Below are 24,579 nucleotides of genomic sequence, written 5' to 3' on the forward strand. Positions count from 1 at the left end.
CACGCTAATCACTGCGCCCCAAAGCGTCCACGGCCTTTCGGGTGCCGGTCAAAAGGCGGCCTTATGCTGGCCGGGTGATCGAAGCCCGCCACCTCCGCGTGCTGCGCCAGGTCGCCGCCACCGGCTCCTTCTCCGCGGCGGCCCGGGTGCTGGGCTGCACCCAGCCGGCGGTCAGCCAGCAGATGAAGGCCCTGGAATCCTCCGTCGGCACCCCGCTGCTCGTACGGTCCGGTCGGGAGATGCGGCTGACCGAGGCGGGCGAGGCGCTGGTCCGGCACGCCGCCGGAATCCTGGCCGGGCTCACCGCGGCCGAGGAGGAGGTCGCCGCGCTCGCCGGTCTGCGCGCGGGCCGGGTGCGCCTGGTGTCCTTCCCGAGCGGCAGTTCCACCCTGGTCCCGGCCGCGCTCGCCGCGCTGCGCGCCGCGCACCCGGGCACCCGGGTCTTCCTGGAGGAGGCCGAGCCGCCGCGCTCGGTCGAGATGCTGCGCGCGGGCGACTGCGATGTGGCCCTCGCCTTCCGCTACTCCGGCGCGGCCGGCGCGGGGGAGTGGGACGACCTGGTGGTACGTCCGCTGCTCGCCGACCGGCTCGTCGGCCTGGTACCGGAGGGGCACCGGCTCGCGGGCGCCGCCCGGCTCGGCATCGGCGAACTCGCCGGGGAGTCCTGGATCGCGGGCTGCCCCCGCTGCCGCACCCAGCTCGTCGAGGTCTGCGCGGGCGCGGGCTTCACCCCGCGGATCGACTTCGCCACCGACGACTATCCGGCGGTGGTCGGCCTGGTCGCGGCCGGGCTCGGGGTGGCGGTGCTGCCGGGGCTCGCCCTGGAGTCGGTGCGCCCCCGGCGGGCGCGCACGGTGCGGCTGGAGCCGCCGGTGCACCGGGAGGTCGTCGCGCTGACCCTGCCGGATCTGGCCCAGGTCCCCGCGGTGGCGGCGACCCTGGAGCATCTGGCGCGGGTCGCCGGGCGCTGAGGGGCAGGGGCGGAGCGTCCCCGTGGAGATCTGTGGAGAAACGTTCCTTCGTGGGCGGGCGGGCACTCAGCGGGTGGTCACGGAGGCGGAGCCGGCGGTGTTCGCGGCGTTTCCGGCGTTCGCAGGGTTTCCGGCGTTCGCGGTGTTCATCGCGGGCGGTCCGGTGTGCACCAGGCGGCTGCGGGCCCGGCCCATCAGCTCCTCGCGCTCGTCCTCGGTCAGTCCGCCCCAGACGCCGTACGGCTCGCGCACGGCCAGCGCGTGGGCCGCGCACTCGGCGCGCACCGGGCACCGCATGCAGACCTCTTTGGCCGAGTTCTCGCGCGCGCTGCGCGCCGCGCCCCGTTCGCCCTCCGGGTGGAAGAAGAGCGAACTGTCCACCCCGCGGCAGGCCGCGAGGAGCTGCCAGTCCCACAGATCGGCGTTCGGTCCGGGAAGGCGGGAGAAGTCTGCCATTGCGTGTCCCCTCATAGCGGTGGTCGCGGTCGCGCGGGTTCGCGGTGATCACGGCGGCCGGGGACTGCGCGGACACGCAGAGTGGCCCACAGCCGCACAATGATTGTCTAAGGAGATGAAAATATGACTCTTGCGAATCTAGTCGCAGACACCAGCCAAAGGGAAGAAAAGGCGCTGAATGGGGCATAGCCGGTTCCGAAATGCCTGGTCATGGCGTCGGCGGCCACCGATCTCCGTACCGTGGGCGCGTCCTTACGGAGAGTGCTGAAACCTCGCCCCGGGCCCGTAACTCTTTCGGGTGACCGTCGTTGAGACTTCCGTAGGCGGTTGAAAGCACAAGCGCTCGGGCATTTGTCTGAATGCCGGGATGTCCGGGATGGCGAGGCAGCAACCGCACAGGTGACGATTCGTACCCAGCCTGGAGGCTCAAGGTGACGCGCATCAGCTGCGGAGGGCGGTCATGACTTCCGTCCTCGTCTGCGACGACTCCCCGCTTGCCCGAGAGGCGCTCCGCCGTGCGGTGGCAACCGTGCCCGGCGTCGAGCGCGTCACGACGGCGGCCAACGGCGAGGAAGTCCTCCGCCGCTGGGGTGCCGACCGCTCGGATCTGATTTTGATGGATGTGCGGATGCCCGGCCTCGGCGGGGTGGAGACCGTCCGGCGGCTGCTCTCCGCCGACCCGGGCGCCCGCATCATCATGCTCACGGTCGCCGAGGACCTGGACGGCGTGGCGCTCGCCGTCGCCGCGGGTGCCCGCGGCTATCTGCACAAGGACGCCTCCCGCGCCGAACTGCGGGCCACGGTCACCCAGGCGCTCGCCGACCCGACCTGGCGGCTGGCCCCGCGCCGGCTGCGCAGCGCCGAGATGGGCGCCGCCCCGACGCTGACCGCCCGCGAGATCCAGGTCCTCGAAGGGATGAGCCACGGCCGCTCCAACGCGGAGATCGGCCGCGAGCTGTTCCTCTCCGAGGACACCGTGAAGACCCACGCCAGGCGCCTGTTCAAGAAGCTCGGGGCCTCGGACCGCGCACACGCGGTCGCCCTCGGCTTCCGCTGGGGCCTGGTGCGCTGAGTGTGCCGCCGCGGGTGTTCCTCGGCTCCCGCCCGCCGCCCGGCGGGCGGGACGGCGTACGCCCGCTGCTCGTTTCCCGCCCGATGCCGCATCCTTGAGGTGTGGAGTTCCTCGGGGACAGTCCGGCCGAGCGGGAGGGGAGGGCGCAGCGGATGAGTTCCGGCGCACCTGCTCATAACGCTTCGATGCACAACTATGGACGCGGTGCCACGGGCGCGGCGCCGCCAAGGCACCATGGACCGATGCGCGACGACGAGACGACGACGATCGGTGCGCTCGTCCAAAGCGCCGTGGAAGGTGACGAGCAGGCGACACACGACCTGCTCGCCCATGTGCACCCGCTGGCGCTGCGCTACTGCCGCACCCGGCTCTCCCGGCTGCCCGGTGACGCCCGGCACTTCGTGGAGGACCTGGCGCAGGAGGTCTGCGTGGCGGTGCTGCTCGCGCTGCCGCGCTACAAGGACACCGGGCGCCCCTTCGAGGCCTTCGTCTTCGCGATCGCCGCGCACAAGGTCGCCGACCTCCAGCGCGCCGCGATGCGCCACCCCGGCTCGACCGCGGTGCCCTCCGACGAGATGCCCGAGCGGCCGGACGACTCGCTCGGCCCGGAGGAGCGCGCCCTGCTCAGCAGCGACGCCGAGTGGGCCAAGAAGCTGCTCGCCAACCTCCCGGAGAACCAGCGCGAGCTGCTGCTGCTGCGGATCGCGGTCGGCCTCACCGCCGAGGAGACCGGCCAGATGCTCGGCATGTCCCCGGGTGCGGTACGGGTCGCCCAGCACCGCGCGCTGAGCAGACTGCGGGCGCTCGCGGAGCAGTAGGCGCGGGCGGGGGACCGGCGATCGCGGGCGGAGGACGGGCGATCGCGGGCGGCGGGATCCGGCGCCGGGCGCCCGGCCTCGGAGCTTCGCACGAATCCGGGCGGTGATCCGGCTGGTGGAATTCGACGCCGCCAAAGGCCGTTAGCATGGACATCCGCACCGATCAAGGCTATTGGGGAAGGTGTCATGACTGCACAGGACAGTGATGTCGGAGTGCCCGGCAAATTCGCGACGCTCGGGCTGACCTACGACGACGTCCTGCTGCTGCCGGGTGCGTCCGACATGGCGCCCGAGGACATCGACACCGCCTCGCACCTCTCGAAGAACGTCAAGGTGAACGTCCCGCTGCTGTCCGCGGCGATGGACAAGGTCACCGAGGCGCGGATGGCGATCGCCATGGCCCGCCAGGGCGGCGCGGGCGTGCTGCACCGCAACCTCTCCATCGAGGACCAGGCCAACCAGGTCGACCTGGTCAAGCGCTCCGAGTCCGGCATGGTCACCGACCCGATCACCGTGCACCCGGACGCCACCCTCGCCGAGGCCGACGCGATCTGTGCGAAGTTCCGCATCAGCGGCGTCCCGGTCACCGACGGCGGCGGCAAGCTGCTCGGCATCGTCACCAACCGCGACATGGCCTTCGAGTCGGACCGCTCCCGCCAGGTGCGCGAGGTCATGACCCCGATGCCGCTGGTCACCGGCAAGGTCGGCATCTCGGGGGTGGACGCGATGCAGCTGCTGCGCCGCCACAAGATCGAGAAGCTGCCGCTGGTGGACGACGCGGGCGTGCTCAAGGGCCTCATCACGGTCAAGGACTTCGTCAAGGCCGAGAAGTACCCGAACGCCGCCAAGGACGCCGAGGGCCGCCTCGTCGTCGGCGCCGCGGTCGGTGTCGCCGGGGACGCCTTCGAGCGGGCCCAGGCGCTGGTCGAGGCGGGCGTCGACTTCATCGTCGTGGACACCGCGCACGGCCACTCCCGCCTGGTCGGCGACATGGTCGCCAAGATCAAGTCGAACGCGGGCGGCGCCGACGTCATCGGCGGCAACATCGCCACCCGCGACGGCGCCCAGTCCCTCATCGACGCCGGGGTCGACGGCATCAAGGTCGGCGTGGGCCCCGGTTCCATCTGCACCACCCGCGTCGTCGCGGGCATCGGCGTACCCCAGGTCACCGCCATCTACGAGGCCTCGCTCGCCGCCAAGGAGGCCGGCGTCCCGGTCATCGGCGACGGCGGCCTGCAGTACTCGGGCGACATCGCCAAGGCCCTGGTCGCGGGCGCCGACACGGTGATGCTGGGCTCGCTGCTCGCGGGCTGCGAGGAGTCGCCGGGCGAGCTGCTCTTCATCAACGGCAAGCAGTTCAAGTCGTACCGCGGCATGGGCTCGCTCGGCGCGATGCAGTCCCGCGGCGAGCAGCGCTCCTTCTCCAAGGACCGCTACTTCCAGGAGGGCGTCGCCTCCGACGACAAGCTGGTGCCCGAGGGCATCGAGGGCCAGGTGCCCTACCGCGGCCCGCTCTCCGCGGTCGTCCACCAGCTGGTCGGCGGCCTGCGCCAGTCGATGTTCTACGTCGGCGGGCGCACGGTGCCCGACCTCCAGGCCAACGGCCGGTTCGTACGGATCACCTCGGCGGGCCTCAAGGAGAGCCACCCGCACGACATCCAGATGACCGTCGAGGCACCGAACTACACCAGCAGGCGCTGAGCACCCGAGGGCGTGCAGGGGCGGTCTTCCGTACGGGGTTTCCCCGGGGCCGCCCCTGCGGCATGCGTCGGCGATACTGAACCCCGGCGCGGAAATGCGATACCGGCGCTTCAGCAATGAGGAAAGGCCACACACGTGACTGAGATCGAGATCGGGCGCGGCAAGCGCGGCCGCCGGGCATACGCCTTCGACGACATCGCCGTCGTCCCCAGCCGCCGTACCCGGGACCCGAAGGAGGTCTCGATCGCCTGGCAGATCGACGCCTACCGCTTCGAACTGCCCTTCCTCGCGGCCCCGATGGACTCCGTGGTCTCCCCGGAGTCCGCGATCCGGATCGGCGAGATGGGCGGACTCGGGGTGCTCAACCTCGAAGGCCTGTGGACCCGGCACGAGGACCCGCAGCCGCTGCTCGACGAGATCGTCGGCATGGGCGAGGCGGAGGCGACCCAGCGCCTCCAGGAGATCTACGCCGCGCCGATCCAGGAGGAGCTGATCGGCCGCCGCATCAAGGAGGTGCGGGACGCGGGCGTGGTCACCGCCGCCGCGCTCTCCCCGCAGCGCACCGCCCAGTTCTCCAAGGCCGTGGTGGACGCCGGGGTCGACATCTTCGTGATCCGCGGCACCACGGTCTCCGCCGAGCACGTCTCCTCGGCGGCCGAGCCGCTCAACCTCAAGCAGTTCATCTACGAGCTGGACGTCCCGGTCATCGTCGGCGGCTGCGCCACCTACACCGCGGCCCTGCACCTGATGCGCACCGGCGCCGCGGGCGTCCTGGTCGGCTTCGGCGGCGGCGCCGCGCACACCACCCGCAACGTCCTCGGCATCCAGGTCCCGATGGCCACCGCGGTCGCCGATGTGGCCGCCGCCCGCCGCGACTACATGGACGAGTCCGGCGGCCGGTACGTGCACGTCATCGCGGACGGCGGCGTCGGCTGGTCCGGCGACCTGCCCAAGGCGATCGCCTGCGGCGCCGACGCGGTGATGATGGGCTCCCCGCTGGCGCGCGCCACCGACGGCCCCGGCCGCGGCGTGCACTGGGGCATGGAGGCGGTGCACGAGGAGGTCCCGCGCGGCAAGCGGGTCGACCTCGGCACGGTCGGCAGCACCGAGGAGATCCTGACCGGTCCCTCGCACACCCCGGACGGTTCGATGAACTTCTTCGGCGCCCTGCGCCGCGCCATGGCGACCACCGGCTACAGCGAGCTCAAGGAGTTCCAGCGGGTCGAGGTCACCGTCGCGGACTCGCAGCACAAGCGCTGACGGCACGGACAGCAAGAGCCCCGGGCCCCACCCTCGTACGTACGCAGGAGGATGGCGCCCGGGGCTCTTGCTTGTCCGCGTTCCCGTTCCCGTTCGCGGGTGCCTGCCGGCTACCGGCCCGTGCGGCCGATCCGGCCGCCGCCGAGGGCGGCGAGCAGTCCGCCCACCCCGGCGCAGACGATGTAGACGGTGTTGGAGTCCTCCATGCCGTGCGACCAGAGGTCGCTGACCTTGTCGAAGTCCTCGAAGAAGAGGTCCATGGCCTGGTCGGTGTTGCCGGTGAGCAGCAGGCACAGGCCGAGGATCTGGCCGAAGTAGACGACGAGGGGGCCGAGCGCGGCGCTGACCAGCGGGAGCACCGGGTTGCGGCCGCCGGTCAGGCCGACCAGGAAGCCGATGGCGGGGCCGATCAGCAGGCCGAGCCAGCCGAGCAGGTCCTCCTCCTGGGCGTCGTCGATCATCATCGCGTAGAGGACGACGGCCAGGGCCGAGGCGGCGAAGCCGAGGGCGAGCCCGAGCGCCGGGTTCTCGCGGCGGCCCCGGGGTCCGTACGGCGGCGGGTAGGGGCCGCCGGGGTACGCCTGCGGCGGGAAGCCCTGCTGGGGGCCGGGCGGCGGGAAGCCCTGCGGCGGGTGGCCGCCCCCCTGCGGTCCCCATGGGCCGCTCCCTTGCGGTCCCCAGGGTCCGTTGTTCGGCGGCTGGGGCGGCGGGTAGTTGTGGCTCATGTGAAGGGTCCCCCGGATACGCGCGTGGGCAACTGCGGGTCGCCGCAGACTGGTTCGCCGCAGATTAGCAGTCGGAACCGTCGCGCTTATCGGACGAACGCCCCTTAGGACAAGGCCGTTGCGGGCCTGTGGCCGCCCTGTGCCACGGCGTCCGGCAGCTCCGCGCCGCGGTGGTGCCCCTCCGCGGACCCGCCCTCACAGCCGCTGGGCGGCCCCGGCCGGTGCGGCTCCCCGGGTGTCCAGGAGGAGTTGGGCCTTCACCGAGAGGCCCTGGAGGTCGTACGTGCGGTGCTGCTGGAGCAGGATCGTCAGGTCGGCGTCGGCGGCGGCCTCGTAGAGCGACTCGGCGCGCGGGACGGGGCGTTCGAGCACGCTCCAGGAGGGGACCAGCGGGTCGTGGTAGCTGACCGAGGCGCCGAGGTCGGTCAGACGCAGGGCGATCTCCCGTGCGGGGGAGCCCTGTTGGTCGGCGAGGTCCGGCTTGTAGGTGACGCCGAGCAGCAGGACGCGGGCGGCGCGGGCGGACTTGCCGTGCTCGTTGAGCAGGGCGGCGGCCCGCTGCACGACGTAGGCGGGCATGTGGTCGTTGATCTGCTGGGCGAGTTCCACCATCCGCAGCGGGCGCACCAGGTGCGGCGGGCCCGCGAGCTCCTGCGGCACCGCGTGGCCGCCGACGCCGGGCCCGGGGCGGAAGGCCTGGAAGCCGAAGGGCTTGGTCTCGGCGCAGCGCACCACGTCCCAGAGGTCGACGTTCAGCTCGTGGCAGAGCACGGCCATCTCGTTCACCAGGGCGATGTTGACGTGCCGGTAGTTGGTCTCCAGGAGCTGCACGGTCTCCGCCTCGCGCAGCCCGCGGGCGCGTACCACCTTCTCGGTGAGCCGGGCGTAGAAGGCGGCGGCGGACTCGGTGCAGGCGGGGGTGAGGCCGCCGATGACCTGCGGGGTGTTGGAGTGCGAGTGGCTGCGGCTGCCCGGGTCGAGGCGGCTCGGGGCGTAGGCGAGGTGGAAGTCGGTGCCGGCGCGCAGGCCCGAGCCCTGTTCGAGGAGCGGGCGCAGGGTGTCCTCGGTGGTGCCGGGCGGTACCGGGGATTCGAGGATGACCGTGGTGTGCGGGCGCAGCCGGGTCGCGAGCACCCGGGCGGCCTCGGTGACCTGGCCGAGGTCCAGCGGGCCGTGCGCGCTGCGCGGGGTGGGGGCGCAGATGACGGCGGTGCGCACCCGGCCGAGCTCCGCCGGGTCGGTGGTGGTGTGGAAGCCCCCGGCGAGCATCCGGCGCAGGTCGGCGGGGCTGAGGGCGCCGCTGTCGAGGCGCTCGGCGGTCGGCTGGCCGGTGGCGGGGGCGCGGCCCGGGTCGTAGCCGAGGGTGGGGATCCCGGCCCTGACCGCGGCCTGGGCCAGCGGGAGTCCGAGGGGACCGAGTCCGATGACGGCGAGGTCTGCGGGCATGTCGGTGGCCGTCCTTCCCTCGGGGCCGCGGTGCGGTTCCGGCGCCGGCCCCTTAACCGGAGTGATTCGCTCGCGCAAGCCCTGTGGACAAGGTGGACCAGCGCACTGTCACACTAGGAGTAAATATGACCGTTTTGGTGTATTGCGCGGACAGAAGTTGACGTGTGTTGCCTGGTCCGGGATGTGGCTCCGGAGTTGTCCACAGGCGGCGGTGGCGTGGTGGCTGAACTCGGGCGGGGCGGTCAGAATCTTCGGCATGGGGGACTGGAGTCCGGGCACACGCCACCAGGTGTGGGCCGGGGCGGCGGACGACGGGAGGCAGCGGTGAGGACAGCGGCAATGGGCCCGGAGCAGCGGGCCGAGGCGCTCGCGGCGATGGCCGAGAAGGAACTCGACGTACTGGTCGTGGGCGGCGGCGTGGTCGGCGCGGGCACCGCCCTGGACGCGGTCACCCGCGGCCTGGCCAGCGGCATCGTCGAGGCGCGCGACTGGGCCTCCGGCACCTCCAGCAGATCCAGCAAGCTGATCCACGGCGGGCTGCGCTATCTGGAGATGCTCGACTTCACCCTGGTGCGCGAGGCCCTGAAGGAGCGCGGACTGCTCCTGGAGCGCCTCGCCCCGCACCTGGTCAAGCCGGTGCCCTTCCTCTACCCCTTGCAGCACAAGGGCTGGGAGCGGTGGTACGCGGGCTCCGGCGTCGCCCTCTACGACGCGATGTCCATGGCCCGCGGCCACGGCAGGGGCCTGCCGATGCACCGCCACCTCAGCCGCCGCCACGCCCTCCAGGTCGCCCCCTGCCTGCGCAAGGACGCCCTCGTCGGCGCCCTGCAGTACTACGACGCCCAGATGGACGACGCCCGCTATGTCGCCACCCTGGTGCGCACCGCCGCGGCCTACGGCGCCAAGGTCGCCAACCGGGCCCGGGTCACCGGCTTCCTGCGCGAGGGCGAGCGCGTGGTCGGGGCGCGGGTGGAGGACGTCGAGGCGGGCGGGGAGTACGACATCCACGCCAAGCAGGTCGTCAACGCCACCGGGGTGTGGACCGACGACACCCAGGGCCTGGTCGGCGAGCGCGGCCAGTTCCACGTACGGGCGTCCAAGGGCATCCACCTGGTGGTCCCCAAGGACCGCATCCACTCCAGCACCGGGCTGATCCTGCGCACCGAGAAGTCCGTGCTCTTCGTGATCCCCTGGGGCCGGCACTGGATCGTCGGCACCACCGACACCGACTGGGACCTGGACAAGGCGCACCCGGCCGCCTCCAGTGCCGACATCGACTACCTCCTGGAGCATGTGAACTCGGTGCTCGCGGTCCCGCTCACCCGGGACGACGTCGAGGGCGTCTACGCGGGGCTGCGGCCGCTGCTCGCCGGGGAGTCCGAGGCCACCAGCAAGCTCTCGCGCGAGCACACCGTGGCGCACCCGGTGCCCGGCCTGGTGGTGGTCGCGGGCGGCAAGTACACGACCTACCGGGTGATGGCGAAGGACGCGGTGGACGAGGCGGTGCACGGGCTCGACCAGCGGGTGGCCGACTGCGTGACGGAGGACGTGCCACTGGTCGGCGCGGAGGGGTACCGGGCGCTGTGGAACGCCCGCGCCCGCCTCGCCCAGCGCGCCGGGCTGCACGTGGTCCGCGTCGAGCACCTCCTCGACCGGTACGGCTCGCTCACCGAGGAGGTGCTGGCCCTGATCGCCGAGGACCCGAGCCTCGGCGAGCCGCTGAAGCACGCCGAGGACTACCTGCGCGCCGAGATCGTCTACGCCGCCTCGCATGAGGGCGCCCGCCACCTCGACGACGTCCTCACCCGCCGCACCCGCATCTCGATCGAGACCTTCGACCGCGGTGCGCGCAGCGCCCAGGAGGCGGCCGAGCTGATGGCCCCGGTCCTCGGCTGGGACAAGGACCAGATCGCCCGCGAGGTGGCGCACTACGAGAAGCGGGTCGAGGCCGAGCGCGAGTCCCAGCGCCAGCCCGACGACCTGACCGCGGACGCGGCCCGGCTCGGGGCGCCGGACATCGTGCCTCTGTAGCCGGGCGGCCGGGCCGTACGAACCCGCCCCGCGCGGTAGCGGCTCCGGGGCCGAACTCGACGCTGCGCAGGGCGGGTTCGTCCCCGGTGGCCGACGGGTGCCGGGTGTGTGGCGGGAACCGGACCCCCGGTGCCGTGCGTGAACTCGGCGGGGGCGCCGGGGCGGTGGGCGGCGCCGGGGTGGCGGCGGTGCGGGGCGGCCGGGCCACTGGTGCCGGGCGCCGGGGTGTGCCCATGATGCAAGACGGTGGACCCTGCGGCGCCGCACGGTCCCCGCGTGAGGGACAATGGTGGCACTTTCGGGGCGGGTTGCGAGCACGGTGCAGAGGGGACTCATGTCGGAGGCGGAGAAGACGGGGGCGACCCGTCAGGACAAGGGGGAACGTCTCCTCGCCGGTCGCTACCGGCTGCAGGACGTCCTCGGCCGCGGTGGCATGGGGACCGTGTGGCGGGCGCTGGACGAGACGCTGGGCCGCTCGGTCGCCGTGAAGGAGCTGCGCTTCCCGTCCGCCATCGACGACGAGGACAAGCGCCGCCTGATCACCCGCACCCTGCGCGAGGCCAAGGCGATCGCGCGGATCCGCAACTCCAGCGCGGTCACCGTCTACGACGTCGTGGACGAGGACGACCGCCCCTGGATCGTGATGGAGCTGGTCGAGGGCAAGTCCCTCGCGGACGTGATCCGGCAGGACGGGGTGCTCACCCCGCGCCGCGCGGCCGAGGTGGGGCTCGCCGTCCTCGACGTGCTGCGCTCGGCGCACCGCGAGGGCATCCTGCACCGGGACGTGAAGCCCTCCAACGTCCTGATGTCCGAGGACGGCCGGGTCGTGCTCACCGACTTCGGCATCGCCCAGGTCGAGGGCGACCCCTCGATCACCTCCACCGGCATGCTCGTCGGCGCCCCCTCCTACATCTCGCCGGAGCGCGCCCGCGGCCACAAGCCCGGCCCCGCGGCCGACCTCTGGTCCCTCGGCGGCCTGCTCTACGCGGCGGTGGAGGGCGGCCCGCCCTACGACAAGGGCACCGCCATCGCCACCCTCACCGCGGTGATGACCGAGCCGGTCGAACCGCCGAAGAACGCGGGCGAGAAGCTCTCCCAGGTCATCTACGGACTGCTCGCCAAGGACCCCGACCAGCGCCTCGACGACGCGGGCGCCCGCGCCCTGCTCACCGCCCTGGTGCACGCCCCCGAACCGTCGCCCGCGCCCAGGTCCGACCGGTCGACCCACCATCTGCGGGTCCCGCCGCCGCCCACCCGTCCGCCGGGCGACGCCGCCCGCGAGACCGGGACCCCCGGCCCGGCCCCGTCCACGGGCGGCTTCGGCCCGTCCACCGGCGGCTTCGGCCCGGCCCCGGCCGCCGAGGGCTCCGCGTCCGCAGCGGCGGGCAGCACGGCGGCCCCGGATGCTCCGGCCACCTCGGGCAAGCGCTCCGAGGATGTCGCGGAGCGCCTGCGCGGCGCCCTGCGAGCGGTACGCAAGGCCGCGGGCGGCTCCGGCGAGAGTCGGGCCAAGCAGAGCCAGCAGAGCGGCGGTTCACGCCTCCCGAAGCGCGGCGCCGGTACGGGTGCGGGGGCCCCGGCGGGCCCTTCCGCGCCGGACAGGCCGACCGCCGCGCCGGTCACCGGGGAAGAGCCGGCCGCGCCGGTCGCGCAGCCGGGCGCTCAGGAGAAGTCGGCCGAGCAGCTCGCCCAGGACAGGAAGACCCTTGCCGGGCTCGGCGGCCTGGACGCGGCGGTGGGTGCCGCCTCGGGCACGGCTGTCACCGGCGGCCTGGCCGCGGACGCGCCGGAGGAGGACACCAACGGGGCCGACAGCTCGGCAGGGGCCGAGGCAGGCGCAGGGGTCGCGGCAGAGGCCGGGGACTCGGCGCCGGTGGCCGAGGTGGCGAAGACGGCTGTGCTGCCTGCGGTCAGCTCTTCGGACTCGGGCAAGAAGCGGGCTTCTGAGGCTGATTCCGCCGAGTCGGGTGCGTCCGATAGGTCTGGTGCGTCCGGTGAGCCTGATGGCTCTGCCGATTCCGCTGACTCTGTCGATTCCTCTGACTCCGTCGACCCCGTCGACTCGATCGGGTCCGCCGATTCCGGCGGGTCCGCCGACTCTGCCGGGTCTGCTGACTCCGCTGGGTCTGTCGGGTCCGCCGGTTCTGAAGACTCCGCCGTCGCGGAGGACGTGGCACCGGCTACGGATCTGGTCGACGCGGCCTTCGGTGTGCCTGGGGCGGACAAGTCCGTTGAGGACAAGGGCGGTTCGAAGGCGAGCGGTTCGGAAGCGAGCGGTTCGGAGAAGGGCGGCGCTGAAGAGCGCGGTTCGGGCAAGGAGGCTTCCGGCAAGGAAGCTTCCGACCAGGGCGGTCCCGACGGGGACGGTTCTGAGGAGAGCCGTTCCCAGCGCGGTTCCGGCGAGGACAAGGGCCGGGACGCGGACTCGGACCAGGGCGCGGGCAAGTCGGCCGCGGCTGTGGGCACCGTCGCTGCCGTCGAGGGCGGAACGCTGGCCCTGGGCAAGGACCTCGCGGGAGCGGGAGGCGCCCGGGCGACGGCCGGGACCGAGGGCAAGGGCTCCTCGGACACCGAGGCGAAGCCGAAGTCCGAGGGCGGCAACGGCAGTTCCGAGGACAAGGTGCCTGCCGGGGCCGATGTGCCTGCCGAGGACAAGGTCTCTGCCGGGGACGAGGCTGCCGCGGAGGGCGGGGCCCCCGTCGAGGACGAGATCCCCGCCGAGGGCGAGGCGCCTGCCGCGGGGAAGGCTCTTGCCGAGGACGAGGCCGCCCCCGAGGACGAGGCCGCCCCCGAGGACAAGGCCGCCTCCGAGGACAAGCCCGTCGCCGATCCGCGGACGGTGCACCTCACCGGTGCCGCCGCGGCGGCCACCGCACGCAACGAGAAGCCCGGCGCTCAGTCCGCCTCGGGTACGGCGGCTTCCGGCACGCCCGCCTCGGGCTCGCCTTCTACGGGCACTGCGAAGTCTGACACTGCGAAGTCCGGCGGTGCGAAGTCGGGCAAGGGAACGTCAGGCCAAGGGACTTCGGGCACCGGAGCCTCCGGCAAGGCCGTTTCCGGCACTGGCACTGGCACTGGCACTGGCACCGGCACCGGCACCGGCACCGGCACCGCAGGCAAGGGCTCCGCGGGTGCGGCGGCCGCCTCGGGTGCTGCCGCTTCGGGTGCCGCTGGTGCCCCAGGCGCCGGGAGCGCCACCACCCCGCCGAAGCCCTCCGCGGACCCCCGTACCGCCGTACTGTCCGGCATGGCGGGAGCGGGTGCCGGGGCAGCCTCGGCTTCGGGGACCGGCACCGGTTCGGGCTCGGCTCCGGCCTCCGGTACCGGCTCCGGATCGGCCTCGGCCTCCGGTACCGGAGGCGCCTCGGGTACGGCCGGGCTGGCTGCCGGGGCGAGTGCCGGGACCCCCGCCGCGCCGAGTGGGCCGCCCTCCGGTGGCGGAGCAGACGGGTCATCCTCCGGTTCGCCGCTCGCCGGGGTGCCGCGCCGGGCGCTGGTGATCGCGGCGGCGGTGCTGGCACTCGCGGTGGTGGCCACCGTGCTCGGGCTGGCCCTGCGCGATGACTCGGACCAGGCCGGGAAGGGTGGCCCGGGCGGGGACAAGAACACCTCGGCGGGCGCCGGTTCGGGCGGCAGCGGAGGCCAGGACGACCAGGGCCAGGACACCGGCAAGGACAAGGACAAGGGCGAGGACGGCAAGGACGACGGCGGGAAGGGCGACGACGGCAAGGGCGAGGGCAGCGAGCCCGGCGAGGACGCGGGCGAGGGCCACGACCCCGGCCGGAACGGCGGCTCGGACGGCGGCAGCGGAATCGAGGACACCGTCACGACCTACCGCCACTCCCAGGGCTTCTCGATCGGTCTGCCCAAGGGCTGGAAGTACACCTCGACCAGTGCGGCCGGTGCCCGCTTCGAAGGGCCGGACGGCCAGAAGCTCCTGGTCGGCTGGACCTCGACGCCCAAGGACAACCCCGTCGCGGACTGGCGCAGCCAGGAGCAGTACATGCAGCGGTCGCAGTACCACCGCATCCGGATAGAGAAGGTCGGCTTCCGGGACTGGGAAACGGCGGACTGGGAGTTCACGTACGTCGACAAGGGCGTGAAGTACCGCTCCATCGACCGCGGTTTCGTGGTCGGGCCCACCCTCGGCTACGCGCTCATGTACACGGCGAAGGACGCGGACTGGGACACCGACCAGCGCCGCGACACCTGGAAGGTGTTCACCGGCACCTTCACCCCGAAGAAGTCCTGAGTCGGCAGTCGGCATTAACCCTCAGCCCGGGGAGAGGCCCCGAGCGGGGGAGCGCGAGCGAACCGCCCGAGCCGAGCCCGGTCGAACCGCCCGAGCCGAGCCCAGTCGACCGTCCGGGCGGAGTCGGGTCGACCGTCCGAGCGGAGTCCGGGGGACGGCCGGAGCGGAATCCGGAGGAACAGCCTGACCGAGGTCCGGAACCCGCCGGAGCGGAGTCCGGAGCCGCGGTCCCGGGGAGCACGCGCCCGGAAGTGGGCGCGAAACCCCTCCGCCCGGCCCCTGCTCGGCCTCCGCTCGGCCCCCGGGTGGGCTCCACCGGGGTCGAACGGCCGGACGGGCCCCGGGAGTTGGTGCCCCTGAGCTGGGCGGCTTGTTGTGGGGGACGGAAGTTGTGGGATCCGTTCGGTACGTGGTGCTGTCGGCACGTATCGTGAAGCCTTGCGGACCGTCTGCATCCGAAGCGGTGCGCAAGCGGGGCGCAAGGCGAACAGATCTGACCGGGAACGGAATCGACCGCACCGCGCGGCGGGGGAGGCGACATGGAGGAGTACGCGGGCCGGGTACTGGCCGGTCGCTACCGTCTGCCGCTGCCCACCTCGGGCGGGCACGAAGTCTCCCAGACCCGCGCCTTCGACACGTACAGCGGGCAGGAAGTCCTCGTCCGGCAGGTGCCGTTGCCCGAGGTCGTCGAGGCGGAGGTGCTCGACTCCGAAGGCCTGCCGGAGGGGTATGTCAGCCGGGGCGGTCGCGGGGCGCCCGGTGCCGGTGGCCGGGCGGGGGAGCGGGGACGTACCGCCGCCGGGGCCAAGGGCGAGGGCGCCGAGGTGCGCAGCTCGGCCGATCCGGTGGTGCAGCGTGCCATCGAGGCCGCGCAGGCGGCGGCGCAGGTGCCGGACCACCCGCGGCTCGACCAGGTCTTCGACGTCTTCGCCGAGGGCGGCTCGCTCTGGATCGTCACCGAACTCGTCGCGGCCCGCTCGCTCGCGGCCTTCCTCGCGGACGAACCGCTCTCGCCGTACCGGGCGGCCGAGGTCGCCGCCGATGTGGTGACCGCCCTGCGCGCCCTGCACGCGCACGGCTGGGTGCACCGCAACATCACCGCCCGTACCGTGCTCATCTGCGACGACGGCCGGGTGATGCTCACCGGGCTGGCCGCCGGGGCGGCCGAGGAGGCGCTCTGCGGCTACGACCCGCGCCCCGAGCCGCCGCACGACGGCCCCCCGGGACCGGGCGGCGCCCTCCAGGACGACACCGGCTCCCAGCCGGTCGGCGGACCGCGCCGAGGCCCCGGGCACGGCGGCTCGGAAGACCGCGGCACCCCGGGCCCGGCGCGCGGCGGGGCCCGCGGCACCTCGGCACCGGAAGGCGCGGGCGGCAGCCGTACGCACGGACTCACCCAGGCCCGGCAGCGGGGCGTCTCGGCGGCGCTCCCGGAGGGGTACGGCCGCGGGGCGGCGGCCCTGCCCGAAGGCACCGGCCGCGGGACCGCCGGAGAGGGCCGCGCCCCGGAGCAGGGCGGTGCGCGGGAGCAGGGCCGTGCGCGGGAGGCACAGGATGCCCCGCGCCCGGGGACTCCGGGCTCCCAGGACCGCAACGCGCCTTACGGCGACGGCAGTTCGGGCCCCGGCGACTCCGGCCGCCCGCCCCGCGCGGGCTCGGCGATCGCCGCCTACCAGGCGGGCACCCGGGCCGCCGCCCGGCACAGCGAGCAGCAGCAGCGCGGCCGCCAGGCGGACGAGCAGCAGCGCGCGCAGCAGGCCCGGGAGCAGCGGGGCGAGTCGCCGTACGGACGGCAGCAGCAGCCCGAGCCGTCCCGAGGCCAGCGGGATCAGCGGCCCTCATCCGGACCGCCCCACGGCCAGCAGCAGTCACCCGAGGCGCGCCACGATCGGCCGCGCTCCGAGGCGCCCTACGACCGGCCGCGCTCCGAGGCGTCCCACGGCCAGCAGCAACAATCCGAGGCACCCTACGGCCAGCAGCAGCCCGGCTCGCCCCGAGGACCGCAGCGCCGACCCGCCCCGCCCTCCGCCGACCGCGGCCAGGGCGTCCAGAGCCCCCGCGGAGACGCCCCCGCCGACCCCTCCGCACCGGTGCCGCCGCGCTCCCCGCACTCCCGGCCGGGCGACAGCGTACGGACCGCGCCCGAGGACCTCGTCACGCCGCCCGGCCGTATCGCCGATCCCTACGGGGTGCACGGCGGTCCGGCCGAGCCCTGGCACGGTGCCGTTCCCCGCAGGGAAGCGGGCGAGCAGCCCTCGGCGCCCCGGCCCACCGGCCTCCCGCCGCTGCCGCTCGGCTGGGACCGCGACCCGGCCGGGGCGGGCGCCTCCCCGTACGGCCCGGGTGAGAGGGCGCCCCAGGGCGAAGTCCCGTACGGCGCAGGGGAGTCGACCCGCGGCGAGGCCCCTTCCGACTCCGGCCCTGGCGCCGACTCCGGCACCGACTCCGACTCCGACTTCGGTTCCGGCTCCGGCCGTTCGGCGGCCTACGGTGAAACCCCGTACCCCTCCCGCCAGTTGGCGCCGCGTGGTGAAACCCCGTACTCGTCCCGCGAGTTGGCGCCGCACGGCGAATCCCCGTACGGCGCCGAGGAGTTGCACCCCGCAGACGCTCCCCGCGCCCAGGACCCGGCGGCCGGCACCGACCGGCACGCCGAGCGCCCCGCCCCCTCCTGGCCCTCCGGCTGGGATGTGCCGGAGGATCAGGCGCCGGTGCGGCGCCGGGGGCCCGCCACCGCGCTGGCCGCCGAGCGGGCGCGGCAGGCGCGGATGGCCGTGGTCGGTCCGGTGACCGAGCGGTGGGCGCCCGAGCAGGCCGGGCCGGTGCACGAGAACTGGCAGCTGGCCGCGCCGATCGGGCCCGCCACCGACCTGTGGGCGCTGGGCGCGCTGCTCTTCCGCGCGGTGCAGGGCTATGCCCCGTACCCGGAGGACAGTACGAGCGAGCTGGTGCAGCTGGTGTGCGCGGAGCCGCCCGCCTTCGCCGAGGAGTGCGGGCCGCTGCGGCCGGTGGTCGAGTCGCTGCTGCGCCAAGACCCCACCGAACGCCTCGACTTCGAGGAACTGCGCGGCTGGCTGCGGTCCCTGGTGCGTTCGGCGCCGGAGCCCGAGGCGGGCGCGCAGGTGGTGGCGGGCCCGCCGGCCGATCCGCATCTGCTGCCGATCGTGCGGCGCCGCGGTGAGCTGGTGCGGCGCTGGCGGCGGCGGGGCGCGGCGAAGCCCGCCCGCCACAAGCGGGCCGCCCGCGAGGCGGCGGCCCGCGAACAGCACGTGGCCCGCGAACACGCGCCGGTACGCGAACGGCCCGCCCGCCAGGACCCGGTGCGCGAGAAGGCGGGCCGGGAGCGTCCGGCGCGCCCGAAGCCGGAGCCGCGGGCGCCGCGGGAACCCCGGATCGGCAAGAAGCGGCCCGCGGGGCGCGGTGGACGCGAGCCCCGTTCGCTCGGCCGCACCCTGCTGATCCTGGTCCTCGTCGGCCTGGTCGGGGCGCTCGCCTTCGCGATGCTGTTCCTGCCCAAGTCCGAGGAGAACGCGGGCGGCGACAACCGGCCCGGCTCCGGCGGCGCCACCGGCCAGCAGCCGGGGCCCACCTCCGAGGAGAGCCCGGGCGAGGACGGCGGGCAGTCCGGCGACCCGCAGAACCCGGGTTCCGAGCAGCCGCAGACCACCAACCCCGAACTCCCCGCGGGCTACGCACTCCGCAAGGACAAGGAGGGCTTCCAGGTCCAGGTCCCGGAGAGCTGGACCCGCACCCCGAAGAACGCCCGCAAGCAAGTCCGTTACACCAACGGCCAGTTCACCCTGCTGATCACCCCGGGCCGGGACAGCACCGCCACCTTCGGGGACGACCCGATGTCGTACCAGCGCGAGCGGGAGTACGAGCTCCAGCCCTTCCGCGACTCGACCTGGGCCACCTCCTCCGGCATGCGCAGCATCGACGTCGGCGGGCGCCGGATGGCCGAAGGGCAGTTCACCTGGCAGGAGTCGGACGGGCGCGAGGTCTTCGTCCGCAATCTGGCGATGGTCTTCGGCGGGCGCTACCACGTCCTCCAGGTCATCGGCCCGGAGACCCAGCGCGACGAGGTGACCCGCTTCTACGAGCAGGCCTCGGCGAGTTACCGGTTCACGGGCTGAACGGATCGGCCGGTTCGGGGAGTTCGGGCGTACGGATCACAACGCCGCCCCGCACGGGGCGAGTTGACGCTTCGAGACCCTCGGGCCCGGTGCCGCCCGCACCACCACCCCGTACACCCCCGCACGCCGCGCCGCCTCAACTCGCCCTGGTCCGGCGGGTGTACGCCGTCTCCCGGGCCGCCCGCCTCCGTACCGGCAGGGGCGGAGTGCTCCCGGCCGCCCGGCGTCGCACCGGTGCGGCGCGACAAGCGTCACAGTGCGGTCTCCTTGCGGGAGCCGCCGTTCCCCGGGCGGGTCCGGGTCCTTAGTCTGGGGACGTCGAGACCATTGTTCGGGGGCAGTGCGGGGGAATGTGAACCAGATGCAGGGCCTGCTCCTCGGCGGCCGCTACCGGCTCGGCGAGACCATCGGCCGGGGCGGCATGGGCCGGGTCTGGCGCGCTCAGGACGAACTCCTCCACCGGGCCGTCGCCGTCAAGGAGTTGACGGCCGCTCAGTACGTGCAGGACTCCGACCGCTCGGTACTGCTCGCCCGCACCCAGACCGAGGCACGGGCCGCCGCGCGGATCAACCACCCGGCCGTGGTCACCGTGCACGACGTCCTCGAACACGACGACCGCCCGTGGATCGTGATGGAGCTGGTCGAGGGCACCTCCCTCGCCGACACCGTCAAACAGGACGGCGGCGTCGAGGCCCGGCGGGCGGCCCGGATCGGCCTGTGGGTGCTGCGCGCCCTGCGCGCCGCGCACGCCGCCGGGGTGCTGCACCGGGACGTCAAGCCCGGCAACGTCCTGCTCGCCGACGACGGCCGGGTGCTCCTCACCGACTTCGGCATCGCCCAGGTCGAGGGCGATTCGACGCTCACCCGCACCGGGGAGATCGTCGGCTCGGTGGACTACCTGGCGCCCGAGCGGGTCCGCGGCGCCGAGCCCGGGCCCTCCGCCGACCTGTGGGCGCTGGGCGCGACCCTCTACACCGCGGTCGAGGGCGTCTCGCCCTTCCGGCGCACCACCCCGCTCAACACCATGCAGGCGGTGGTCGACGAGGAACCGGCGCCGCCCGCGCGGGCCGAGGCGCTCGGACCGGTGATCACCGCCCTGCTGCGCAAGGACCCGCGCCACCGGCCGGGCCCCGCCGAGGCCGAGCAACTCCTCGCCGAGGTGGCCCGCGGCGGCAGCCCCGAGGTGACCCTGCCGCAGGTGCCGCCGCAACCGGGCCCCGAGCGGCGCGAGTCGGCCACGCTCCCGGGACCCGACCCGCACCCGTACGAGCACACCCCCTCCTACGGCCGCCCGTACCCGCCCGGGGAGCCGCAGCGGTACGGCGGCTCCGGACCGGCTCCGGCCCCCGCCCCGCGCGGGCGCGCCCGGCGCCGGATCCTGGCCGTGGTGCTCGCCGCCGCGCTGGTCGGCGGCGGCACGGCGGCCGGGGTGCACCTGTGGAACCAGCGCCAGGACGACAGCCGGGGCGCCTCGCCGGGCGCGACGGGCTCCGCCGAGACCCCCGAGGGCTGGGAGCGGGTGCACGACCCGGAGGGCTTCTCGCTCTCGCTGCCGCGCGGCTGGAAGCGCGAGGTGAACGAGGGGCAGATCGACTACACCCCGGACGGCGGGGAGCACTTCGTCCGCATCAGCCGCGACACCTCGCCCGACTACGACGACGTACGGCTGCACCAGCTCGCCCTGGAGAAGTCGGTGGAGAAGCTGACCGCCTACCGCAGGCTCCAGATGGAGCCGAACGTCTACCGCGACCGCAAGGGCTCCCTCTGGGAGTTCACCTGGACCGCGGGGGCCTCCGGCGAGCATCCGGGGCCGCGCCGGGCGATCGAGCAGACCTATGTCAGCGCGGAGGGGGTCGAGTACGCGCTCTACCTCTCCTCCCCCGAGAAGGACTGGGCCGAGGCGCGCAAGCAGTTCGGCTCGATCCTGCGGAGTTGGCGCGAATAGGCCGCCCCGCCACACGTACGGCGGACGGCTCCGGCGCGTCCCGGTGGGCCGCCTCCGCAAGCCGCAAACCCGCTGGCCACCGTGGGGCATGATGACTCCATGGGCAGCGAGGGGGACACCGTCCGCGTCATCGCGGGCCGCTACCGGCTGCGGGAGCGGCTCGGGCGCGGCGGCATGGGTGTGGTCTGGCGGGCCGAGGACCAGCTGCTCGGGCGCCCGGTCGCGGTCAAGGAACTCGACACCGACGACTCCCTCTCGCCCCGGGAGGCGCGCGGGCGCCGCGACCGTACGCTGCGCGAGGCCCGCGCGGTGGCCCAGTTGCGGCACCCGCATGTGGTGGTCGTGCACGACGTCGTGGAGCACGAGGAACGCCTCTTCATCGTGATGGAGCTGGTCGAGGGCGGCTCCCTGCAGAGCCGGGTCTTCGCGGACGGGCCGGTCCCGGCGCCGGAGGCCGCCCGGATCGCCCTCGCGCTGCTCGGCGCCCTGCGCACCGCGCACGAGGCGGGCGTCCTGCACCGCGACCTCAAACCCGCCAACGTCCTGGTCGACGGGGAGTTGGGGCGGGTGGTCCTCACCGACTTCGGCATCGCGCACGTGAACGGCGCGACCACGCTCACCGAGACCGGCTCCTTCGTCGGCTCGCCCGAATACACCGCCCCGGAGCGGATGTCGGGCGGCCGGATCGGCCCCGAGTGCGATCTCTGGTCGCTCGGCGCGCTGCTCTGCGCGATCGTCAGCGGGGTCTCGCCCTTCCACCGGGAGTCCCTCGGCGGGGTGCTGCACGCCGTGGTCTTCGACGAGATCCGCCCGCCCGCCGAGGCCGCCGCGCTGCTCCCGGTGGTGACCGGGCTCCTGGAGCGCGACCCGGCCCGCAGGCTCACCGCCCCCGAGGCCGAACGGCTGCTGCGCGCCTACCTCGACACCGGCCGCATGCCGCCCGCCGTGGGCCAGGCCTCGCCGGAACACCCGGCCCCCGGCAGCCTCGCCCCCGACGCCTACGTCCCCACCGAGCCCGGCGTCGGCCTGCTCCGGGCGCCCGCGGCACCGGCCGGGCCCCGGCGGTTCGGGCGCCCCGCGCTGGCCGCCGCCGCGCTGCTCGCGGCAGGCCTCGGCGCCGGGGTCGCGGCGGTGGCGCTGAGTCTCGGCGACAGCACCGACTCGCCGGGTACGCCGGGCAGTTCGGCCACCCGTACCGACTCGCCCGCCGCGCCCGGGAGTTCGGCCACCGGCACCGGGCCCGGGCCGAGCGCGAGCCCGCCCGGCGGCACCGCCCCCGCGCCGCCCGCGGGCTACCGCCGCGCCGAGGACCCGAGGGGCTTCTCGCTCAACGTCCCTGCCGGGTACACCCGTTCGCTCGACGGCGACCGCGTCTTCTACCTCTCGCCCGGTTCCGTCTTCCGGATCGGCGTCAAGGAGGCGGACCCGGAGGAGGGCGGCCCGCTCGCCGTGATGCGCCGCGCCCACGCCGCGGGCCCGGACCACAACCCGGGCTACCGCGCGGGCACGGTCACCGAGACCACCCACGGTGAACACCCCGCCGCCCTCTGGGAGTTCACCTGGGACGGCTTCACCGCCGAGGAGGGCCCGCGGCACACCTTCGACCTCTGCTGGGAGGAGGGCGGGCGGATGTACGACGTCTGGGTCTCCGCCCCCGTCGGGCGGCTCCAGGAGGCGAAGGAGCACTTCGACACGGCCGCCTCGGGCTTCCAGGTCACCGGCCGCGACTGACCGGGTCCGGCCGCCACTGACCGGATCCGGCCGCGGCCGACCGTTCCGGCCGCGTGCGCCGGGCCTCGGGACCACCGGGGGCTGACCGTACGTAACGGGTCAACTCCCAAAAGGTACGGATCGGGAGGGTGTGCCTCCGCTGCCCGGACCCGGAAAACGGGGCAAAGCGGGGCGGCGGGTCACGGCTCTGTGACCGGACTGGAAGTGGCGCCTCCCCACGCGATAGAGAGGGATGCATGAGCAACGACGGGGGAGCCCCCTACGGATCCGGCGGCAGCGGGTCCGGCGAGACCACCAGCTACGGACTCCAGCCGCCTCGGCCCCAGGAGCCGGGAGCCCCGTACGGCGGGGTTCCCCAGGGGCAGCAGCCGCAGCAGGGCGGGTACGGGTACCCCGGGCAGCAGCAGGGGCACGGTCAGCCGCCGCAGGGCCCCGGACCGCATCCCGGTCAGCAGGCGCCGCCCGCGCCCCCCGCGCCGTACGCCCAGCCGACCCAGGCGGTGCCGCACCAGCAGGCGCAGCCCGACCCGGGGGCGGGCCGCCTGATCGCCGGGCGCTACCGGCTGCTCGCCAAGCTCGGGCACGGCGGCATGGGCACCGTCTGGCGGGCCAAGGACGAGACCGTCGACCGGGAGGTGGCGGTCAAGGAGCCCCGGGTCCCGGACCACCTTCCCGAACGCGAACGCGCCACGGTCTTCGAGCGGATGCGCCGCGAGGCGCGGGCCGCCGCCCGGCTCGACCACCCCGCGGTGGTCAGCGTGCACGATGTCGCCGTCGAGGACGGCCAGCCGTGGATCGTCATGGAGTTCGTCCAGGGCCGCACCCTCGGCGAGGCGCTCCAGGAGGGCACCCTCGGCGCGCGCGAGGCCGCCCGGATCGGCCTCGAGGTGCTCGGCGCCCTGGACGCCGCGCACCAGGGGGGTGTCCTGCACCGCGATGTGAAGCCGGACAACGTGCTGCTCGGCCGCCACGAGCGGGTGGTCCTCACCGACTTCGGCATCGCCCAGATCGAGGGCGAGACCAATCTGACCGACACCGGCGGCTTCGTCGGGTCACCGGAGTTCATCGCCCCCGAACGCGTCCTCGGGCAGCGGCCGGGACCGGCGAGCGATCTCTGGTCGCTCGGCGTGGTGCTCTACGCGGCGACCGAGGGCGTCTCGCCCTTCCGCCGCAACAACACCCCCGCCACCCTCCAGTCGGTACTGAACGCGACGCCCGCCGCGCCCGCCTCCGCGCGGGGCCCGCTCGCCGACGCCATCAACGGCCTGCTGCACAAGGACCCGGCGCAGCGCCCGGCCGCCGCCCGGGTGCGCCAGCTCCTGGAGCAGGCCGCCGCGCCCGCGCCGCCGCCCGCCCCCACGGTGCGGGCCGCGGGACCCGGCGGCGCCCAGGGCGTCACCCTGAGCCGCAAGGCGCTGCTCGGCATCGGCGCCGTCCTGGTGGCCGCCGTCCTCGTGGTGGGCGTGGTCCTCGCCGACCCCTTCGGCGGCTCCTCCGCCGAGGGCTGGAAGGACGACGAGGCGAAGGGGCTCGGGGCGACGGTGTCGGTGCCCGAGTCGTACGTCAAGTACGTTCCGGAGGAGGACGATTCGGACCAGGGCTGGGTCGAGTACACCGATCCGAGCGGCGCGATCTGGGTCCGGCTCCAGGTCGACGCCAAGAAGGACGACAGCCTCGGCAACATTGCCGGTTCGGCGACCGCCGAGGCCTACGACGACGCCGAGACCTTCCAGGAGACCGGCGAGTCCGACCTCGGCATCGGCTCCGACTCGGGCCTGAAGATGCACACCGACAAGACGACGTACAAGGGCGGGGAGTCCGCCGAGAACACCGGTACGTACACCGAGGGGACCGGCGACGACCGGCGCCACCCCCGGGAGATCCGGATCTTCTACTACAAGTCGAAGGCCGGGGACATGTACAAGCTGATCATCGGCTACCCGGGCAAGGGCGATTTCGTCGAGCGCGGCCGGGAGGTCGCCGACGGGGCGATCGAGAACCTGGAGATCAGCAAGCTCTGAGGACGGATCCGGCCGAC

General features: G+C 74.2%; 13 protein-coding genes and 1 pseudogene. 11 read left to right on the top strand and 3 right to left on the bottom strand.

The window, feature by feature from the left end; all coding sequences use genetic code 11:
• Window positions 1–74 precede the first annotated feature (74 nt).
• Window positions 75–971: a LysR family transcriptional regulator gene (locus tag MID12_RS20345; RefSeq protein WP_040252767.1), complete on the top strand. Its 897-nt coding sequence runs from the start codon at window positions 75–77 to the stop codon at window positions 969–971.
• Between the two features lie 66 nt (window positions 972–1,037).
• Here the strand turns inward: MID12_RS20345 and MID12_RS20350 are convergent, their stop codons facing one another.
• Window positions 1,038–1,427: a WhiB family transcriptional regulator gene (locus MID12_RS20350; protein WP_052482484.1), complete on the bottom strand. Its 390-nt coding sequence runs from the start codon at window positions 1,425–1,427 to the stop codon at window positions 1,038–1,040.
• A 460-nt stretch (window positions 1,428–1,887) separates the two neighbouring features.
• Here MID12_RS20350 and MID12_RS20355 point away from each other — a divergent pair, with 460 nt between their 5' ends.
• The 4 genes from MID12_RS20355 (at window position 1,888) to MID12_RS20370 (ending at window position 6,278) form a co-directional block, all read left to right on the top strand.
• The gene (locus MID12_RS20355; RefSeq protein WP_003948568.1) at window positions 1,888–2,499 is read left to right on the top strand and encodes a response regulator transcription factor; all 612 of its coding nucleotides are present in this window, start codon (window positions 1,888–1,890) and stop codon (window positions 2,497–2,499) included.
• A gap of 242 nt (window positions 2,500–2,741) precedes the next feature.
• On the top strand, window positions 2,742–3,317 hold the full coding sequence (locus MID12_RS20360) for a sigma-70 family RNA polymerase sigma factor (protein ID WP_040252770.1): 576 nt from the start codon (window positions 2,742–2,744) through the stop codon (window positions 3,315–3,317).
• A gap of 186 nt (window positions 3,318–3,503) precedes the next feature.
• Window positions 3,504–5,018 carry an IMP dehydrogenase gene (guaB, locus tag MID12_RS20365; protein WP_040252772.1) on the top strand — a complete coding sequence of 505 codons (1,515 nt, stop codon included), beginning with the start codon at window positions 3,504–3,506 and terminating at the stop codon, window positions 5,016–5,018.
• Window positions 5,019–5,153: 135 nt separating this feature from the next.
• Window positions 5,154–6,278: a GuaB3 family IMP dehydrogenase-related protein gene (locus MID12_RS20370; RefSeq protein ID WP_040252775.1), complete on the top strand. Its 1,125-nt coding sequence runs from the start codon at window positions 5,154–5,156 to the stop codon at window positions 6,276–6,278.
• Window positions 6,279–6,388: 110 nt separating this feature from the next.
• Here MID12_RS20370 and MID12_RS20375 read toward each other — a convergent pair whose 3' ends face one another.
• Both MID12_RS20375 and MID12_RS20380 read right to left on the bottom strand, forming a co-directional pair.
• Window positions 6,389–7,003, bottom strand: coding sequence for a hypothetical protein (locus MID12_RS20375; RefSeq protein ID WP_052482485.1), 615 nt, complete (start codon window positions 7,001–7,003; stop codon window positions 6,389–6,391).
• 195 nt (window positions 7,004–7,198) lie between these two features.
• Entirely contained in the window at window positions 7,199–8,449 is a 1,251-nt protein-coding gene (locus tag MID12_RS20380) for a nucleotide sugar dehydrogenase (RefSeq protein WP_263169636.1), read from the bottom strand.
• Between the two features lie 324 nt (window positions 8,450–8,773).
• Between MID12_RS20380 and MID12_RS20385 the strand changes: the two genes are divergently transcribed.
• The 6 genes and pseudogenes from MID12_RS20385 to MID12_RS20410 all read left to right on the top strand — a co-directional run bounded on the left by MID12_RS20385 (window position 8,774) and on the right by MID12_RS20410 (window position 24,562).
• Complete coding sequence (locus MID12_RS20385) at window positions 8,774–10,480, top strand: glycerol-3-phosphate dehydrogenase/oxidase (RefSeq protein WP_263169639.1); 1,707 nt, start codon at window positions 8,774–8,776, stop codon at window positions 10,478–10,480.
• Between the two features lie 334 nt (window positions 10,481–10,814).
• Window positions 10,815–11,696: pseudogene (locus MID12_RS20390) on the top strand (serine/threonine-protein kinase); the annotation flags it as partial.
• Between the two features lie 3,575 nt (window positions 11,697–15,271).
• Window positions 15,272–18,865 carry a protein kinase domain-containing protein gene (locus MID12_RS20395; RefSeq protein ID WP_263169642.1) on the top strand — a complete coding sequence of 1,198 codons (3,594 nt, stop codon included), beginning with the start codon at window positions 15,272–15,274 and terminating at the stop codon, window positions 18,863–18,865.
• Between the two features lie 361 nt (window positions 18,866–19,226).
• Complete coding sequence (locus tag MID12_RS20400; protein ID WP_040252784.1) at window positions 19,227–20,810, top strand: serine/threonine-protein kinase; 1,584 nt, start codon at window positions 19,227–19,229, stop codon at window positions 20,808–20,810.
• A 99-nt stretch (window positions 20,811–20,909) separates the two neighbouring features.
• Window positions 20,910–22,541: a serine/threonine-protein kinase gene (locus tag MID12_RS20405; protein WP_263169645.1), complete on the top strand. Its 1,632-nt coding sequence runs from the start codon at window positions 20,910–20,912 to the stop codon at window positions 22,539–22,541.
• A gap of 236 nt (window positions 22,542–22,777) precedes the next feature.
• Window positions 22,778–24,562 carry a serine/threonine-protein kinase gene (locus MID12_RS20410; RefSeq protein WP_263169647.1) on the top strand — a complete coding sequence of 595 codons (1,785 nt, stop codon included), beginning with the start codon at window positions 22,778–22,780 and terminating at the stop codon, window positions 24,560–24,562.
• The last annotated feature ends 17 nt before the right edge of the window (window positions 24,563–24,579 follow it).

The sequence above is a fragment of the Streptomyces sp. SCSIO ZS0520 genome (assembly GCF_025643355.1).
GTDB lineage: Bacteria > Actinomycetota > Actinomycetes > Streptomycetales > Streptomycetaceae > Streptomyces > Streptomyces physcomitrii.

Coding starts and splice junctions, on each gene's coding strand:
- MID12_RS20405 (WP_263169645.1), top strand. CDS start 20,910: ATGGGCAGCGAGGGGGACACCGTCCGCGTCATCGCGGGCCGCTACCGG.
- MID12_RS20355 (WP_003948568.1), top strand. CDS start 1,888: ATGACTTCCGTCCTCGTCTGCGACGACTCCCCGCTTGCCCGAGAGGCG.
- MID12_RS20380 (WP_263169636.1), bottom strand. CDS start 8,449: ATGCCCGCAGACCTCGCCGTCATCGGACTCGGTCCCCTCGGACTCCCG.
- MID12_RS20400 (WP_040252784.1), top strand. CDS start 19,227: ATGCAGGGCCTGCTCCTCGGCGGCCGCTACCGGCTCGGCGAGACCATC.
- MID12_RS20360 (WP_040252770.1), top strand. CDS start 2,742: ATGCGCGACGACGAGACGACGACGATCGGTGCGCTCGTCCAAAGCGCC.
- MID12_RS20395 (WP_263169642.1), top strand. CDS start 15,272: ATGGAGGAGTACGCGGGCCGGGTACTGGCCGGTCGCTACCGTCTGCCG.
- MID12_RS20350 (WP_052482484.1), bottom strand. CDS start 1,427: ATGGCAGACTTCTCCCGCCTTCCCGGACCGAACGCCGATCTGTGGGAC.
- MID12_RS20375 (WP_052482485.1), bottom strand. CDS start 7,003: ATGAGCCACAACTACCCGCCGCCCCAGCCGCCGAACAACGGACCCTGG.
- guaB (WP_040252772.1), top strand. CDS start 3,504: ATGACTGCACAGGACAGTGATGTCGGAGTGCCCGGCAAATTCGCGACG.
- MID12_RS20410 (WP_263169647.1), top strand. CDS start 22,778: ATGAGCAACGACGGGGGAGCCCCCTACGGATCCGGCGGCAGCGGGTCC.